Genomic DNA, 18,566 nt, shown 5'->3' on the forward strand with positions numbered 1-18,566 from the left:
TATTCCCGTATGGCAGTGCGAGAGAGTTCGGAGGATTCACCGTGACGTATAGTGTTATGAGTACTCCTTCTGGGTCGCAATTCCTTTCGTGTGGTTAGCTACGCGGGATGGTTATGGCGATTCGCTGTCGCGAGCAGTCGGCGCGAGCGTAGCGTGGATGCGGCGGAAGTCGGACTCGCGGTCGCGGGTGCGGAAGGGGAGTTCGTAAACGTAGGCTACACCGGAGCCGGGATGGGTGTGAGTGCGCTCTGACTCAGGCATGTCTGTGTCGTGGTCCGGGCGCTTGCGCTTCTCCCAGGCTTGGCGCACCCGCGTGGGCACCTGACGCCCATTGGCGTCATAGACGTAGGCGCCCGTACCCCGGCCATGGTCATAGTCATAGAGCACAGCGAACTGCGTGCGGTAGATCGTGCACAGATCCTCGATCGGCACCCCAAGCATCACCGCGACCATCACGTCGACCTCCGCCTGCGCGTTGCGGCGGTCCTCCGCGCGCCGCAACGGCGTGTCCGGAGTCCACACCGGCCCGATCGGGCGCTCGTCGTAACGCTCCAAGATCGGCGAGTCATCCAAGAAGGCATCATCCCAGCACTCGGCCCACAGGCCCGCGTAGGCATCCGTCAGGCAGTTGAGGCGGAGGGTCCGGAACGCGATAGCTGGTGCTAGCGTGTGCGCTGGTTCCAGCGTGAAGAGTTGAGAAAGATCGGTCGGATGGATGTGCCCTCTTCCTGACGAGCGAACTACAAAGTCAGCAAGCAGAGACGATAGCCCGGCCTGTGTCAGTGGGAGTGATCTTGACGACTGCGTTGGTGCGCCCGCAGAAGTGACCGTGTGGACATGAGCTGAACCTGGAGGTACTAGCGAAGGAATGAGTGTTCGTTCGCCCGTTACGGCAGCCATGTTACGCCAGGCGATGCGGTAGTGGTCGCGGGCGGAGGTGGTGCCCCAGTGGGTGTAGAGGCGATCGTAAGTGGCGCGGTCGCCGGCGGGCTTGTACTGGGTTACCGGCTGCGCGTCCGCGGGCAGGGCCTCGAAGTCGGTCGAGGTCCAGTCCTGGTTGTGCTTCATGGTCTCGTTCGGCTGCTTGTACAGCGGCGTGGACACATGCAGGTGCGGACCCTGCAGGATGGCGTCCTTCCAAAAGGCTAGGCCCCATTCTCTGATGAAGCGGCCTCTTTCAAAGTCCGCTGTCTCGTGCCAGCCGGCTGAGAACTCAAAACCGAGCGACCCTATACGCTGGTTATGGGATAGTGTTTCCAGGGTACGAGCGGCGGCTGAGTTGACGGTGGATACCATGGGAGTCGAGCGCCAGTCGTCTGCCTCGGTCACGGCCTGCCAGGTCCGGAGCATGGACTCGTCGACCCGCTGGATGCGAGAGGCATGCGGGCGTAGGTCCCAGGTGCCCGTGTGTGGGTCCTTGAAGCCGGGCTCCTCGCCCGAGCCATCATGCTTGAGAGAACGCGCCACCGTATCAGGGTGGTAGAGCGAGGCGGCACTGAGAAAGTCGGGCGTGTGCTCTGCGCCGTAGACGTGGACGCCGTATTGCACGAGGTGGTGGATGTCAAACAACTGAAGCTCATTGATGAACTGCCAGTGGCGTCGCAGGTGCCGATACGTTGCTGCTCGTAGGTTCGGGGTCTTGGCATCGGTGAAATGGGTCTCCATGTGGATGAGCCCCGAGGTGCCGCTGGGCTTCTGGTGCTCCCATACCTGGCACATGAAGGCGCGATACAGATCGGGCTGGCCGCTCAGCAGCGGGTATACGGTCGAGTCACTGAGCAACTCGGACTGCACGATTTGCTCGGCGGTGCCGTCAATGACCAGGCTGCGCATCCCCGGGCGCGCCAGAGTGCCCGGGCGGCGCGCCTGCTTCGCCGCCTCCGAGGGCTTCTTCGTCAGCGTCCACCACGGGTCGCCCTCCGCCAGGAGTGCGTTCACGTCGGTGCGGGGCCGCACCCACGGCGGGTTCCCCACCTGCAGGTCGAAGCCGCCGCGCGCGAACACGGTGGCGAAGTCCAGCTCCCAGTGGAAGAAGCCCTGTTCGTCCGCGACCTGCTTGACTACACGCAGCCACGGCTGCTGCTCAAGCACCGCCTCCACCTTCCGCGCACCGGCGAACTGAAGGTCCCAGGCCTCCGTGTCCTCCAGGCCCTCCCAGGTGGTGGCCTCGGCCAGCGGCACCGCGTTGGCGGGGGCGGCGTCGCCCGCGTAGCCGAGCGTGTGCTCCAGCGTCTCCAGCCACTCCTCCAGGCTCGGCGGCTTAACGTCGGTGGTCAGCGGCCAGTACCACAGCGCACACCACGCATCCATCACCAGCCGCAGGCGCCGGTAGGCCGAGTCCGGGTCGGCCAGGTAGGCCTCGATCTGCTCCCGCGTCACCGCTGAACCCGCGCCCGCCTGGGGCTCGCGGCCCCACAGGTCGATGCGGCGGGAGGCCTCCGCCTCCGCCACTCGCAGGCGCCGCAGCGTCAGCTCCCACAGCACCTCCACGCGTCGTGCCAGTGCCGTCAGCCGCTTGATCTGCTTATTCGACTTGCCTTTCGGTGCCTTGGTGATGTCCTTGCGCCACTCCTTCAGAGCCTTCAACCGTCCGGCGTCCACCAGGTCGCGCACCTGCTTGGGTACCTCCGTGGCCGAGCCCCAGCCGCGGGCGGGCAACAGGAAGTGATGCACCCGGCCGGACACGTCCAGGGCCTGCCCCAGGCGGTGTCCGGATGCGGCCGAGGGGTCCTTGGCCGCGTCAGACGTTCGGTCAGAGTGCGTGGCCGGGAAGTCACAGCAGTCAGGGTCGGGGCCGTCGGCCTGCACACCGACTAAGCCGTCGGAGTCCGTACCAGCGGCACCCGCAGCGTCATCGGAACCAGCGACGCCGTCGGCACCCGCCGAACCATCAATGGCCTCGGCCACCTGCCGCAGCGGCTCGGCCACCGGCGTGGTGGTCAACCACGCCTTCTTGCTCATCACAGCGCTGACCGGATACAGGGCACGCCTGGCCCCCACCAGCGAATTACCGCGGCGCAGCCGCAGCCCGAACCACGGCGCCGCCAGGCCCTCCACCATCGTGTCCAACCACAGGGAGATCTCCGCCAGCTCCACCGCCGTGGCATTGAGGTCCACACCGTAGACCTGGTGCAGCGCCAGGTAGGCCTTCACCTTGGCCAGCTCGCGTGGACGCTCCTCCGGATCCACGCGCCGCCCCAGCTCCCGCTCCCGGCGGGACAGGTACTGCTCGGCCAGCTGGCGCACCGCCTCAATCGCGAAGGCGCCCGAACCCAGCGCCGGCTCGCACACCGTCAGGTGGAGCACCTCCTCCGCTGTCGTCACGTGCCCGTCCTGGTCCAGCAGCTCGGCCAGGGCCTGCTGCACCGTGAAACGCGTCAGCACCTCCGGGGTGTAGAAGGACGCCGACCGCTGCCGATCCCGGCCCGAGAGCCGGAACACGAACTCGCCCGGCTCATAGGTGACGTTATGGCGCTCGCCCGTCACCTCGTCCTCCACCGTCACGAAGTCCCCGGGATCCAGGCCGTTCACGATATCCTCGGGCACCACCCACGAGCCCTTGGAGGCGTCCCCGCCCGGCGCCACCTCCCACAGGCGCTGGCTGGCGAAGGAACCCGTGTAGCTCATCAGCCCCTCATAGACGGCGCCCAGTTGGTTAATGCCCAACTCCACATAGGAGATGAAGCCCCGGCCCGCCCGGCCGTTCTCCTTGGTCAGCAGCAGGTGCCGCAGCACCCGCAGCAGGGCCGCGTTGCCCAGACCCACCTCGTCAATCAGCGCCGTTGCCTCCGGGCGGAACAGGTCTGAGCGCATCGGCTGGAACACCAGGCCGTCGAAGGCTTCCTCCTGCTCCGGCGTCACCCGCGTGTTCAACCCGGAATCCACCAGCCGGAACAGCAGCCCCAGGGACTGGTAGATGTGCGTGCCCGCCTGCGCCGTCTCCTCGTGCAGCTCCCGCAGTGTCAGCTCCCGCAGCCGCTCCAGGCCGTAGCCGGCGTCGTACTCGGCCGCACCCACTGGTAGCACGCCCAGCTCCGGGCTTGCCTCCGCATACAGCAGGAAGATGATCCGGTAGATGTACCGCAGCGACTGCAAGGCCAGCGGCTGCGCCTGCTCCTGGCCCAGCGGCTCCAGGCCCCGGGCGGCCCGACGCCGCACCACCTCATTCGCGATGATCTCGATGGAGGAGCGCACGCCCTCACGCAGATCCTGGGACACTCCCACCGTGTGGGCCGCCGAATCCGCGAGCGTGCCCGTCCACCAGGTCTCGCCCTCCGGAGTCGGCAGCAGGGAGCGGGCATCCAGGCAGGTCAGGGCGCGCTCCACCTCCCCGCCCCGCTTGGCGTCATTGCGTTCCACCACCAGCTGCACATTCACCGCCAGCCAGCGGCCCTCCGGCCACCGCTCCTTCTCCGCCACCAGTGCCCACCGGCCCGCCAGCACCAGGGCGAAGGCCGGGCCGTGCTCGTCGGTCATCAGCGTGGACAGCGCCCGCGCCACCGACACCACCGGCTCGGCACCCTCCAGGGCGGGGGCGGCCGGGTCCTCCAGATCCACGGGCTCCCACGGCTCGGCCAGCGTGGCCGCGTCCTTGACCAGCAGGTCCTCCACCGTGGCCGCGGGGCGGGCCCGCAGCAGCGCCAGCGGCGCCGGGCCCTCATCGCCGACCGGCCGCACCAGCGTCACCGGGCCGCGCTCAACCAGCCGGAACTCGGCGGAGGCGAAACCCAGAATCTCCCGCAGCGAGGCGTCCAACTCCTCGGCGGCACGCAGGACGGCGGCGGTGGGCGTGGCGGCGTCGTCGGGCAGCGCCGCCAGCAGTTCCTCCAAGTGCGGGCGTGCCGAACGGAAACGGCTACGCGGCGTGGCCGTAGGGGTGGCGCCGTCGGAGGGCCTCTCCAACTCCTCCCACTCCTTGCGCCGCTCCAACACGCGCGCCAGGAAGGACTCCTTCGTGGCATCGGTGGTGAAGTAGTGCTCGCTGATCCAGTCCTCGCCCACCACGAGCGCATCCGACGCCGCCATCAGCGGTCCCCTTCCTTCCCAAAGCCACCACTAAAACCATCGCCGAGGCCAGTACTTGCACCACCGTCGAAACCATGGGGCACAACCACCAGCAGTGGCCGCACCAGCGTGTGCGCCGGAAGCTGCTGGCGCATCAGCTCCTGCTCGGCCGCCACCGTCTGCCGCTGAGACCGCAGCTGCCGGTTCTGGATGAGGCGGCCCGCGTCGTCGTCCCAGGACTCCGCCCGCTGCGCCCAGGTCTCCACCCGGGCGCGCGCCTGCTCCCGGGCCGCCTGTACCGTCAGCGCCATCTGCTTTTCGGCCGTATCGACCGCCGGTGCGATCAGCGCCTCCAGCAGCGCCGTATCCGGGGCGCCGTCGGCATTGGGCCGCTCCCGCTCCACCCCCGCCGCGGCAAACATGGCAGCCGGGGAGTCATGCACCTGACCGATCGGAACCGCCTCCAGGTCCCGTCCCTCTTGCAGCTGCGTGTAGGCGGCGCCCAAGTCCAGGAACGGGAAGGCGGCGCTGACACTCACCAGGGAGATCGTGCGGCCCGCCAGGTTCGTGAGCGTGCCCAGCAGCAGCACCGTGGGCGACTCCACCGCCCCGTGCACCGCGAACACCGAGGAGCGGCCCAGGCGGGCCAGCACCCGGTCACCCGCCCAGTCCAGCACCGGGTGCAGCGGCCCCAGGTAGTGGGCCTCCGGCCAGGAGGAGTCGGAGGAATCCCGCAGCGCCTGCGACAGCAGGGCCTTGCCCTTGCGCTGGCTGGTGGCCAGCAGCAGATGCTCCTGCACGTGCCGGTCCTTCAGATACGACTGCGGCAGCACCGCCAGACGGGCGCGCAAGCCCGCGGGCGGCACCAGCTCCACCACATGGTCCTCATGCTCCCGCCAGGAGACGCCACCGCCGCCGGTCTGTCCATGTTCCGCCTCCTCCGGGCGCTCATACAGCTCGGTGAGGGCCTGGCGCAGGTAATCCACCTGGGAGTCATACAGGGTGGAGGACGGCAGCGGAGCCGCGGCCCGGGCCGACGCCGACATCCCGTCGGCCACGGCGGGCGGTGCGGCAGGTGGGGCTGGCGAGGGCACGGCGGCGTTGTCGGGGGCGGAGAGCACGGGTGGGGCGTCGGCGGGTACATCGTCGGCGGTTCTCGTACGGGCCTGGTCGGTGCCCGTCAGCGAGGCGAACAGGGCCGCCATCGGATCCAATTCCAGGGCCGCATCCGCGTCCGGCACCACCTGCTCGATGTCGGTGCCCCGCTGGAGGGCTTCGCGGATCGCCTGCTCCTCCTTCTCCCCGGAGTACAAGCCCATCAGGGAGGCGGCGTCGCCCAGCGCCCGGTGCGCCTGATCCTCCTTCTCCATCAGGCGGGTCAGCACGCGCACGTCGCCGGAGAAGCGGGCGTCGGAGGGGTCCAGCAGCAAGGTGGTGATCTGCGGGCTGGTCTCCTGCCCGTAGCGGTCGATGCGGCCGTTGCGTTGCTCGATCCGGATGAGCGACCAGGGAATGTCATAGTGGATCAGCTCATGGCACTGGGCGTGCAGGTTCACGCCCTCCGAGGCGACGTCGCCGGTCACCAGCACGCGCAGTGGCGTGTGCGCCTGCCGGAACTCGTCAACGATCTCCTGCTGCTCCACATCCGACAGGCCGCCGTGCATCACTCGCACCGCCCCGTCGCGCAGGCGCAGGTCGCGCCGGAGGTTCTCGGCCAACCAGCTCAACGTGGCCACGCGCTCGGCGAAGACCACCGCCCGCGCTGTCGAGCGGGGGCCGACGCCGATTCGGTGCAACTCCTTGAGCAGCGCCTGGTACTTGCCCGACTCGGTGGTGTTGGCCGCCTCGGCCAGTTCCCGCAGGCGGATCAGGGCCCGGGACTGCTCGGATGAGAGCAGTGCCTCCTCGCTGGCGGCCCGGGCTCGACGCCGCGCCAAGCGCTCGTCAATCGTCTGAATCAGCGCCGCTGGGGAGGACAGGAAGGCCTTCGCCAACGTCCAGGAAAACAGCGCATTGCCGCCGTTACCCGCAGTACCCCCGCCGGGAGCGCCCGGGGCGGCTGCGCCGTCGGGCCGGTGCAGCCAGGAGCGGGACAGCTCTCCGGCCACCGTGTCCTCCGCCGGGGAGGGCGCCACCAGCCGGTTGACCGGGGTCAGTCGCTCCTTCCAACGGTCGCCCACGACGTCGCGCACCTCCTCGGAGTGGCGGTGACGGCGGATCACCAGCCGACGCACAGCCTCGCGATCCAGCGAGCCGTCCGCGCGGACCGCCGTCGGCTCCAGCAGGCGAATCAGCTCCGCGAAGGACTTCGGATCGCCATTGTGAGGCGTGGCCGAGGCCAGGATCAGGGCGTTCGTCTGGCGGGCCAGGATGTCTGCCAGACGATTGTTGAGCGTGCCCTTGTTGGTGACATTGTGCGACTCGTCAATGACCACGGCGTCCCAGCGCTGCCTGCGCAGATGATTGAGGTAGCGGTCGGACTTGAGCGTGTCGATGGAGATGATCGCCCGGTGGTAGACGGAGAAGGGGTTGCGGGTGGCCGGGATGGTGCGCCGCACCCGCTGAATACCCACCGAGTCCAGGCGCACAAAGGGAAGGGCGAAGCGCGACCACATCTCATGCTGCATCTGCTCCAGCACGTGCCGGGGCGTGACGACCAGAATCCGGTCCCCGCGTCCCCGGCGCACCAGCTCCGCCAGGATCATGCCGATCTCCAGGGTCTTGCCCAGACCCACGGTGTCCGCCAGCAAGATGCGCGGGCGCAGGTTGGCCGGGTCCAGCGCCTGCCGGACGGCCGTGAGCTGGTAGGGGAGCGGGTCGGCCAGCATGTCGCCCACCACCGCCATCTCCGTGGAGCCGGCCGGCAACGCCGTCTTGCGCAGCGTCGCCTCCAGCCACAGGCGCGAAAGGCGATGCCGGGTGGAGGTGTCCGCGACCACGCGGGTGCGGCGCGGGTCCACGGGCTCGATGTGGTCGATCCCAGCGGAGAACTGGGCGGTGGTGTCGCGTACCAGCTCGGAGAGTCCCTGCACCGTGACCAGGGTGCCGTCGGAGTTGGCGGAGACCTGGGTGACCAGCCAGTCCTCGTCGCGTACCCGTACCACCGAGCCCGGGGCGACGTCCAGGGAGGGCGGGGAGTAGGAGTGGGCGTGGTGTCAGGGGATGCGGAGGGTGGGCCAGTGGGCACGCAGGGAACGGCTGTGGTCACGGGCACGATCCTAAGGAACAGGTACGGTATCGCGGGACTGGGCAAGAAGCGGGTCGTTGAGTTGTGATCTGGGGAGAGCGTCGAAGCGTCGATACAGAGAAGAGTGGTGAGGGCGCAGATGTGTCCGAGTTGGTCGTAGGCATGGACAGCACCCCCCCGGTCCCCTGAAGAAGCTAGTCGCGGACGCCAGGACGGGACTGGCGGGCCGAGCCCGTGGAGGGCGGGACGGACGCGGCTACCCTCTGCAGCCCTTCGAGCTGGCGGCGGGGCGTCTGGGCCGACTCCGTGGAGGGCGGGACGAGGCCAGGGGTTTGTGTCAGTGGTGTCTGTCAGGCTTGTGTACTGGAAGGAGACATGATGAACCTGGTCAAGGAAGCGGCAATGAAAGTGTTATCTTACTGGAGTAAGAAGAGTGAGTTATATTTGTGGTGCGCATGCGGGGCTGCGATGCTGGCTGTCATTGCATATGTGGTTGAGGAGCGCCCGACAGACGTTCTTGCAGTCATGTTTCGGGAGGCAGGTGCCCAGTCGATTTCCCGATGGCTGGTGCACGATCTCCCCCCGCTTGTTGCCCATGAGAACGTGGGGTACGGCAGGGTATTTGAGAGCCTTGCATGTCTCTCTGTGGTGTGGATGGGGGTCGCCCCTGTGGTGCGATGTGTATCCGAGGAAACAGGGGTCTATTTCGAGGCGGAAGGGATTGTAGAGTCAAGAGCGTCTGGAACTGTGTGGATCTTTCTCCTCATTGCGGCCCAGTTCAGTTCAGCAAACGCTGTCGCTGATCGCATATTTTATTTCTGCGCGGTGGTCTTGGGCGTGTTTATGGTGGGGGTGGTCGCGTGGTTTGCCCTTTGGCTTATCCATCGACGTGCTCCATATTACGAGACTGGTAGGGTGCTTGACTATTTTGGAGTGATTGGGTCGGTAGCTGTGAGGATCGGAGCGATTGTAGTTGTGGCGCTGTTATTTGCTGCTGTCGGACCTTTGATTAGGGCAGTTGTGTGGCTTGAAAATGCAGAGTCAGATTCTCGCTCTGAGGCCAAGAGGCGTGTCAGAACGAGAGAGCAAGCCCGCGTTGAGGCCGATGAGGCTAGTAACGCGCAGGGTGCGACTATAAGTGCGGTGGTGAATGCTGCGGGGAGTGTTGGTGGTGGGCGCCAAAGGGCGTGATGGTTTTATGTGCGCCGTTATTTGCTGGATAGTATCTGAGTGTGTGGGGTATGGGGTGTGGGCACCTTATTGTAGTTGTCGGGGGTTAGTTATGCTCCTTAGCCTTCCCGCCGAGCGTGTGCGCCAAGTTACGAGTTTGCCGCCCAGAACCTGCCTCTCTCTTTGTGTTGGCGTGCTTCTCGCTGGTCAGTGCCGTCGATCAAGTCAACCTTAATAGGCTGCACGTCACTGATCTTTTTCTCGCTTAACTGGTGACCCCGCGGTTCCCTGGAACTGCTTTCTTTCGTCTGGGGTGATCCAAGTTTTGGATGGCGGTAGTTGATGATTCGTGACTTATGTGGGTGCCGGGCCCGCGTTTATTCTCTTTGTTTTATTGCTGTTGATAGTTTAAGTTAAGGTAGGGAAGAAGGTGTGATGGGGGGCGCAAAGAAGGCGGGTGCGCGTGTCTGGATGCCCCCGATGCAGTTTTGACGCGTGTTACCGTGTCCTAGACCTGTGGTTGCTTCATAGTCGATCATAGTTCAAAGATGTTTTCCGTGGGTGGGATTTAGCGTCGTGGACATCTGTTAAGCCGGCGACGAGACTACCCCATCCTTCAATTGGCTGGTTTCACACGACGAGCGCCATCGGCGTCCTCCCGTTAGGGGTCGGTCACCCCTTCCCCCTGGTAGACTTCTCGGCCCGCCATGAGGCCGGGGCCGCCAACTGGGAATCGGTCACCCGTTCCCCTTGGTAGACTTCGCCACGGCCTACCCGCGAGCCCTGAGGCACTGGGAATCAGTCACCCTTCCCCTTGGTAGACTTCACTGGGGCGAAGAGGATCCTGGACTGCCGCTGGGAATCAGTCACCCTTCCCCTTGGTAGACTTCGCGGCGCCGTCACGGGCGACGATTGAGTGCTGGGAATCAGTCCCCTTCCCCTTGGTAGACTTCTCACGGACCTGGGTGATATCTACGCCAAGCTGGGAATCAGTCACCCTTCCCCTTGGTAGACTTCAGCTGCGCCGCCGCAGGGGCGCTGCCTCGCTGGGAATCAGTCACCCTTCCCCTTGGTAGACTTCCCCACCGGCCGCACCGGAACCTACGCACGCTGGGAATCAGTCACCCTTCCCCTTGGTAGACTTCGCGACCTGGGTGTCGAGCGAGACCTGCAGCTGGGAATCAGTCACCCTTCCCCTTGGTAGACTTCGCCAGTACGCAGCAAGCCGCCCCTGATCGCTGGGAATCAGTCACCCTTCCCCTTGGTAGACTTCTGGCTGACGGCCGGGGCCACTGCGCCAGGCTGGGAATCAGTCACCCTTCCCCTTGGTAGACTTCCCGCAGGGCAACGTCATCGCGATCAACCGCTGGGAATCAGTCACCCTTCCCCTTGGTAGACTTCACGTCATGACCACCCCCTACTACCAGGAGCTGGGAATCAGTCACCCTTCCCCTTGGTAGACTTCTGACGCGCGCTGAGCTGCGGGCACAGGCGCTGGGAATCAGTCACCCTTCCCCTTGGTAGACTTCCGCGAGCAGACCCTCACCGAGGTCTCCGGCTGGGAATCAGTCACCCTTCCCCTTGGTAGACTTCTGGGCGAAGACCGCTATCAGGGCCAGGGGCTGGGAATCAGTCACCCTTCCCCTTGGTAGACTTCTTCACAGCCTACCAGGGGGAAGACATCAACGAAAGGTCAGGGTTCGACGTCGAAAAAACGAGAGCTGTGGGGCCTCCTCTCTGCCTCGCCCGGGGATCGTCAGGCAGTCAGGGCTCTTCCGGGTACTCTCCTGCTCGGTGACGAGGTAGAGCCTTCATGGTATTGAGGTCATGCTGCGCGCTCTAGATGGCTAGGTTCTATGCCGCAGTGTCAGATGGGTGGTTTGATGCTGCCAGGCGGTGCCAGTGGCTCCTTGCGATTGAGCGGGTCGTGGACGATCGCTCTCATGGGGGTCATAACCTTAGATGGGAGGATCGGTTCCAAGGGGAATTGTCAGGACGTCGTCGGTGGGCTTGCCCTAGCGCGTGTGCATGGCGCGACTTGACCTACCGCGCATGATCGAGAAGTCGTCCTTGATGTCCTGGCCAGGTATCGGGGTGGTTCGCTTGGCGTGACGGGGGCGGGTGCCATATCTGTCGTTGAGGATGCGACTATGATACTGGCGTTTATGGTCGAGTCCTTTGGCGTGGGGTTCGTGGAGCCTCGTGCCTACGTCGGCTTGATGGCTATTTTGACTCAGAGTGCGGGCCGGTCGGCTGTTGGCGATTAGTCGCCACATCTGATAAAGTGATCTTCCGTCAGATATCAACCCGTTGTGTGAGCTGGGAATCAGTCATTCCGCTTGTGGCGGGTCTGACGCACCCTCTCCTCGGGCGTCGTCCGGGCTATGGAAATTGGGATCTGCATGTTCGGGGAGGGGTGCTCTCTTGTGTGGAGCACAGTGGCGGTGGGAGGCGACTCCGGTGCTGGGCGTGGATCGTGGGCGGAGGATCCGCAGGCATGGGGTGCGCTGACAAATTCTGGCCTGGCCCGGCGTGGCTGGAGCGGGGACGGGGCTGGGTATATGTGTGGCTCGCGCTACTGGGCAGTCGCAGCCACGCCTTTGGCAATGGGTCTGGCTTTCCCCAATGCGTGGTCGGCGGTGGGGGCTGCTTGTTGCTGAGTGCGCCCTGTCAGGGGCCTTCCTGCCGACTGCGGTCTGACGTGGTCCGGAACCTGAATCTGCCCGCGACCGATACCGACAAAGTTGCTGGTTCCTGGGATCCCAGCACCCATCCTCCTCCTTTCTTTTCTACCTGTTCTAATTGCCAGCACATAGGCGTCCGGTCTCGCGCCCACGTCGCGCAGCCCTCAGAGTGCGTGCGCCTCTTCGGGTAGCGATTGCGATGGACGTCGTTATGGGCGCCCCCTGGGCCGTGGGCTAGGCGGAGTGGGGTCAAAAGGGTCGACTGTTTGCCGACGCTGCTGGCCTGGGTGCCGGGGTAGGCGCCCTACGGCCGGGCCGATGTACGGAGTGGGACAAGCGGGTGCCCGTCACTGTCTCCGGGCTGGGGCAGGAGTTGGGAGTGCGTGGTCCCGCTCCCGATCGGGAAGGCGGGGGGGTAGGTAAGGTCTCCTGACTCTTGCCTCTTCGGCCGTGTTGGCAGGTAGCCGTGAGAGGGGTGGCGAAGGAATGGAACCATGCCGGATCTCTCTGTGTGCTACCGCGACTGGGCTCCAGGGTGGTGGTGCGAGGGGCTTGCCAAAATGTGGTATCGGTCACGATGTGTTGTGTGCTGCTGTGTGCCGACGTAGGTCGGTGGCCGTGTTACGGTTGGACACGCAGCCGTTGTGTGATGACAAGAAACTCTCCGCACGAGGGCATCAGAGTCCTTGTAGGTCGAAAGGATAACCTTGCGGATCATTGTTGACGTTATGGCCGACAATAACCAGTCCCTGTGGGGCATTATGATTTCCCTCCTTCTGGCGTCTCTCCTTGTGCTGTGGGCGGTAGTTTCTCTAGGCGGCAGTGAGGTGCAGTCTAGCTGGTGGCCCTCTATCCTCCTCCTGATTATCTTAATACTTTCTGTTCTTGTCGTGCGGTTGTTCGCTACGCGTGTGACGAGGTCGAAGTTGGTGGCGGGTTTATGTCCCGCCACTCTATCTGTCGTCGCTATCTGGTGGCTCGACGCCGAGGGGTGACTAGGGAGTTACCGGGTGCACGCTGTTGGTGGCTGTGATGGCGTGCTGTGGGGTTGCTGGTAGTTCCTGTTTCGGTCAGGAAGCCGTAACTGGCAATTCTGTAGTAAGGTGAACTTAGAAGTTAAGTCAAAAAATCGTAAGTTGCTGAGGCTCCTTCTCGACCTTGACGGGTGCCTCGTTCTGGAAGCAGAGCGTCCGTGCCCACTCGCGGTCGGTGACGTAGAGGATACGGACCTCCCCGCCCGCGGGCAGGTTGGCCTTGATGGCGTTCACCCTACGGTTCTCGCCTGCCACGGTTGGGGAGTAGCGCACGTACACCGAGTACTGCGCCCGCCAGTAGCCCTCGTCAAGCAGAAGATTGCGGAAGCGTGTGGCCTCACGGCGCTGCTTCTTGGTGCCCACCGGCAGGTCGAACATGACAACGCACCACATCGGGTCATCTGCCATTGTCACGATCCCGGTGAGGGCCTGTCCACTGCGGCACGTCCAGCCGCTTACGGTCTCCTTCCACGTACTGCCCCAGGTGCTGTGCCAGGCGCTCGAGGACTGTGGGCAGGGTGTCGCCGCCTGCGTTGAAGGGCTGGAGCACTGCCTGTACAAGCCGTTGCTTGACTGAGCGGTCCGCCAGCGATCCTTCAGCCGGGAGGGTCAGGACCGTGGCGTCGACAGCCGGGCGGAAGGGCTCGATAAGGTCGTCGACAAGGTTGAAGTAGTTTGACCTGCCCCGGTGGAAGAGACCGAGCGTGGGGTTGAGCCCCGCACCCACGACAGCCCGGACCCCGTGAGCCCTCAGGACCCCGTAACCGTAATTGAGATAGGTGTTCCAGGGGTCCTCGGACTCTGGCAGTCGTAGAAAGGACTGGTCCGGGCCGAACAGGCGGGCCCAGTACAGTCGTGCCGCCTGGCCCTCCACGTTTTCCGGGTCCCCGGAGTGCACCGACTTCGCCAGGTTTCGCAGGCGCAGGGCGGTGGACTTATCCACCGTAGACAGGACGTGCGCCTGGCCGAGGACCTTGGCTCGCACGAGCCTCCCCCACGCGTTCTTCTGCCGGGGAAGTGAGAGCTCTGCCTGCGCCCGCTGCCTGGCCCCGACGCGCGTATGCGCGCGCCAGGGGTAGGCAGCCCCCTCGGGGACACCACGCCAGTCGCAGAACATGACGACGACGTCGGCGTCCAGCAGCCGGTGCATGACTGCGGTGGAGATCGAGACCCTGGTACCTAGGAGGACCACGGCCACATCGGCGACCGGGACTGACTGGAAAGCTCCCTCCTCCGGGCGAATCTCAATGGCTCCGCGCGCGGAGCGGATCGAACCAGTAAGTGACGAGCAGTCGAGGATGCGCCAGGCGGTGTCCACGGAGGCCGCCTACTCAATGCGCCACGACACCGGCAGCCCCGCTGTGCTCGCTGTGCGGGGGCGTCCCAGGGCGTCACGGCGGATCACTCGTGGGTGTGACGCGCCCAGCGCGTTGACAGCGATGACCCATCCTGGGGTACCGAGCGTCTTGTGCACGGCGTCGGGGGCGTCGTCGGGGAGCCCCTCGGCGGCCATCTGGGAGGGGCGCAATCGCAGTTGTGACTCGCTGTAGAACCCGTGGACTCGCCACCGGTAGGTGTCCGGGTACTCTGCAAGGAAATCTCCGATCTTTCCCCTGCTGAAGCCGGACATGGGGACCTCGAGCTCGTCGCCAACAACGACCCACCCCAGGTACGTGGCCGTCTGGTCCCTCAGCGCTGCCCGGAGCTTGGGCTCGGCGCAGCGCATGGAGATCGACTGGGGCAGGACCTCCGCGGCAAAGAGGTTCTCAGTGCGGTGCCGCTGGAGGTCGCAGGAGAAGACCCGCAGCATGGCGTAGGCGGGCTTCCTTCCCTCAATGCGGTAGATGCGGGCATGGTGGATCGTTGAGCTGATCTCTGCGTACCCGCCGTGCACCGGGATGGCCGCAAAGGGCTTCTCGGTGGGGCTGCCTGACTTCTTGTCCTTGGTGAAGACCGTGACCTGCTCCTCCGCCCTGACAGGTGTGCCGTGGACCCGTATCACCCGTTGCGGATCGGCCGGGAGCCCCTTCTTCTGGTCATAGTCGGGCTGGCGCGTCAGCGCACACCACAGCGCCTCCGAGGAGGCCCGGTCAACCTGCGCCGCAGTGAGGCCGTCCCCCAGGCGGACCCGGCCGAGCGAGCGAATGGTGTCGTCGTGGGCCGCGCCGTCCCCCAGGCGCAGACGTATATTCTCCGTCACATAGATCGTGTCCTCCGCCAGTGCCGCGTTCAGCAGCCCGACGAGCCGGAGCATTGAGTTCTTCCACTGCTCGAACTTCTCCCTGGCTTCTGGGCCCAGCCATGCATTGTCCCGCCAGGTCTGATTCTCCCTCCTATAGAGCTGCTCCCAGCGCAGGCTGGAGCGCTCGGCCAGGGTCTTGGCGATCCCCGGGCGCATGAGGGCGACGACAGCCGCGTCCACAGCGTGGTGCCTGCGGTCCAGGCGGTCCTTTCTCCCCTTCTCCCCAAGGAGGTTGACGCGCGAGTCGATGCCAGCGGCACGCCGCGCCGCCGCGGTCACGCTGCCCCGGTACACGGCGACCTGGGTGCGAGGCTCGGGGAACGCGGCAGCAATCCGGTGCCGCAGCTCATTGGCCATCCAGGCCACGGACTCCATGCTCCGCTCGTCGATCGGCGGGTCCTCCCGGGTGCGGCGCAGGCGTGTGATGACATCTTTCTTCAGGCGGCTCAGCTGTGTGCGGTCCATCGATTCCGGTCGGTTCCTCCACGCCCTGACACGCTTGACGGCGGCCTCTACGCTCACCCCAGGCCTGTCGCAGGACGTGGCCCACTCTGAGAAGATCTTCTTTGACTTCTGCTGGTTGCAGGGTCCGCACACGGCAACGAGGTTCTCACGGTGGTTGTTGGATCCTGGGCCCGCCTGAGGGACAATATGGTCGAGCTCCGCATCGTCGTACCCGATGGGGTTCCCGCAGTACAGGCACTTGCTGTCCTGCAGCGTGATCGCCTCGTACCGGATGACGTCTGACCTGCGCACCTCACCCCCGCGTCCCAGCGCCTCATGAATCTGGGCGATCGTCCTCTGGTTCTGCTCAAAGCGCCGTTTATTCTCCAGGTCGATCTCGCGCGCCATGCGCTCGCTCACGAAGCCGTCACGCACGTGCTCCACCTGGATACGTTCCGGGACGCCGTACACGTCCTTGACCGCGTTGAGGAAGCGTGCGACGACCTTGACCGTGCGGTCCACCGCCGGGTTCCCCACCGGGGTGCCAATTGGCTCGGCTGGCGGGACCCACCCGTCGTCAACACCGAAGACGGCCTTGCGCGCCTGGTGCAGGTCATCGGTCGTGGTGAGCATGTGCTCGTTGAGCCGTGTGAGCGAGTCGCGGGAGTAGGCGGCCCGGCCGACCGGGAGGTGGACCTTGTCCAGCGCCCCTTGCTCCTTCTCTGACAACGAGGACAGGAACTCGGCGCATTCCGAGTCCTCGGTCGCCTCGTAGAGCTGGTGGACCATCGCGCTGCGGCGCTCGGTGTCAGCCTCAGCCCACCAGGACTGCAGTGCCTTGATCGGGCACCTGCGCACAACCCGGTCGGTGGCGTCAATCGGGGGCCGGGCGGCAGAGCGCTCGCCGTCGGCAGTGAGCCGGGCGGTGCCGTGCAGGTCCTGGCGGGCGATGCCAAGCAGGTCGGAGACGTCGTCCCAGCCAGGATCGTCTGTGGATGACCCGAGCAGGAAGCTAACGACACCACGGCGCTCGTCCGCGCTCAGGGGCCGGGCCTCACCGTTGTCGTGGATTCTGAGGTTGGCCGTGATGGAGATAATCCGGTACCGCTGGAACTCGGGGTCACACTTCGGCGCGCGTGGCAGCGCCTCCTGGCCCGGTAGAGGATCACGGCCGACCCGGCCGACGGCCGAACCACGTGGGGACTCCGCTGCGAAGACAGCCAGGATGATGGCCCGACAGTCCTCGTCGCTGACGCCCTGCACCGCGCAGATCCGGCGGATCTCATTGGCGTTGTCGCTCTGGTGGATCTTTCCGAGCAGCCCTGTCTGTCCCCGCATGGGAAGGCGCCTTGTCAGCGCGACCTGCTGCATGATCTGGCCGGGAGTCAGCCCGTCCTCCAGGATCTCGCCTGTGCGCTCGGTAATCCGGTTCCGCACCGCCTCCATGAAGGAGGAGTCCGGCGCGGGCTCAAGCAGCGACTCCGCCTTGGTGTAAGGGTTGCGCCACCCGCGGTGACGGGCGATGTGACGCACCGCCATGGCGATGGCAGGGCGACGCGCCTCCTCGGGAAGGGGGTGATCGGCAAGCTCGGCGCGTACCCGCCAGATAAGGTAAGGGTCCTTGTCGTCCCCGTAGTCTGGGACCGGGTAGCCAAGGCGTTGCAGGGTGTCGTCGAGGTTCTTCAGACGCCGACGCCGCCTGCGTATGAGCCGTCTGGTGCGCCGGGCCGCACCGGAGGTGTTGCGGCGGGTCAACGCGTTCTTGGCCCCGTCCTTGTCCAGGCCTGAGTCGTGGATGTGGGACAGGGCGGACAGGACCCGGGTGGGAACACCGTTCCCGTCGACCTCGATAGCGGCCAGGCCGACCGAGTGCGAGCCGACGTCGATCCCCACGTTGATGTGCCTCGTTGCCATGGGGAGTTCCTATCACGTCCCCGTAAGTTCTCGCAGGGAAACCGTGTGAGAATATGAAAGCTGCCCGACCCCGGAGGGGCCGGGCAGCGGGACCGGCAAGCCGGTGGAGCCTTCGTCCGCACAAGCACGGTGCGGCTTACTGGGAATCAGTCATGTGCACTCTATCGCCAGGCGTCCTGGTGCGCAAGGTCCCGACAAGCGGTACATCATGGATGCACGCCACGGAAAGGACCTCAGATCCTGCCTGCTCAGGCTGAATGGCCTCGGTGCTGGCAGGGCGTCTCTGCCCCGTCTACCAGGCGGATAGCGGCAAGCCTGAGCCGAGGCCTTCACCGCCCCCGGGCCTGCCTAATGACCGCCTCAACCGGTCCCGTCATGCTCCTGAGCGTGCTGGCGGTCCTCGTGGTGTCTCCACTGATGCGGCCGATGACGTACAGGCCCGGCCAGTGCCCCACTGAGGAGTAGGCCAGGACGAGTACCTTGTTGGGTGTGTACCAGGCGATGTCGCCAGCCTGGGGCGCGGCGGCTGACATCCCGGTCACGTCCAGCGCCTCGGGCAGGGCGGCCAGGATCTCCTGCCCGGCGTAGTCGGAGAAGGACACTGTGACGGGCAGCTGGCGCAGCAGGGAGCGGCTGGCTGGGGAGTCGTCCAGGGTGGCTGCGAGGAGGGAGCCGCCCAGGGTGATGGTAATGGGGTGTGTTGTGGTGCTCATGGGTTCTCCTGTCTGGGAGAGGGCGGACCGTGGTGCCCTATTCGGCGCTGTGCCGGGTCCGCTTGTGCCGCAGCGCCGGGCGGTTCCCCTGATCGGGTGCTCGAGCATGACTCTAGACCGGGCTGCTAGCGGCTGGGAGGCCCGCACAGGCCTCCCCTGGGGCCGCTTGCCCCG

The 18,566-nt window shown here is 65.6% G+C and carries 7 protein-coding genes and 1 CRISPR repeat array; of the genes, 1 reads left to right on the forward strand and 6 read right to left on the reverse strand.

From position 1 onward, the window contains the following. Positions 1-111: 111 nt before the first annotated feature. Together D5R93_RS13765 and D5R93_RS01785 are read right to left on the reverse strand one after the other, a co-directional pair. The gene (locus tag D5R93_RS13765; protein ID WP_243106880.1) at positions 112-5,025 is read right to left on the reverse strand and encodes a serine/threonine-protein kinase; all 4,914 of its coding nucleotides are present in this window, start codon (positions 5,023-5,025) and stop codon (positions 112-114) included. Then, entirely contained in the window at positions 5,025-8,036 is a 3,012-nt protein-coding gene (locus tag D5R93_RS01785) for a helicase-related protein (protein ID WP_243106881.1), read from the reverse strand. Before D5R93_RS01785 ends, D5R93_RS13765 begins: the two co-directional genes overlap by 1 nt. Before the next feature lie 530 nt (positions 8,037-8,566). On the opposite strand from D5R93_RS01785, the gene D5R93_RS13050 reads away from it, so the two are divergent. Continuing rightward, positions 8,567-9,382, forward strand: coding sequence for a hypothetical protein (locus D5R93_RS13050; protein ID WP_162933771.1), 816 nt, complete (start codon positions 8,567-8,569; stop codon positions 9,380-9,382). A 960-nt stretch (positions 9,383-10,342) separates the two neighbouring features. Further along, positions 10,343-11,018: a CRISPR direct-repeat array (repeat unit 36 nt; unit sequence GCTGGGAATCAGTCACCCTTCCCCTTGGTAGACTTC). Between the two features lie 2,148 nt (positions 11,019-13,166). Here the strand turns inward: D5R93_RS13050 and cas2 are convergent. The 4 genes from cas2 to D5R93_RS13055 form a co-directional block, all read right to left on the reverse strand. Continuing rightward, a complete protein-coding gene (gene cas2 / locus D5R93_RS01795; RefSeq protein ID WP_119836294.1) occupies positions 13,167-13,487 on the reverse strand; it encodes a CRISPR-associated endonuclease Cas2 in 321 nt (106 codons plus the stop codon). Then, the gene (gene cas1, locus D5R93_RS01800; protein ID WP_120203445.1) at positions 13,477-14,397 is read right to left on the reverse strand and encodes a type II CRISPR-associated endonuclease Cas1; all 921 of its coding nucleotides are present in this window, start codon (positions 14,395-14,397) and stop codon (positions 13,477-13,479) included. The genes cas2 and cas1 overlap by 11 nt, the downstream gene beginning before the upstream one ends. A gap of 9 nt (positions 14,398-14,406) precedes the next feature. Beyond that, entirely contained in the window at positions 14,407-17,679 is a 3,273-nt protein-coding gene (gene cas9 / locus D5R93_RS01805; protein WP_120203447.1) for a type II CRISPR RNA-guided endonuclease Cas9, read from the reverse strand. A 329-nt stretch (positions 17,680-18,008) separates the two neighbouring features. Beyond that, positions 18,009-18,392, reverse strand: a complete 384-nt coding sequence (locus D5R93_RS13055) for a cyclophilin-like fold protein (RefSeq protein ID WP_162933772.1) — start codon at positions 18,390-18,392, stop codon at positions 18,009-18,011. Positions 18,393-18,566: the final 174 nt, after the last annotated feature.

It is taken from the genome of Actinomyces lilanjuaniae, from assembly GCF_003606385.1.
GTDB lineage: Bacteria > Actinomycetota > Actinomycetes > Actinomycetales > Actinomycetaceae > Actinomyces > Actinomyces lilanjuaniae.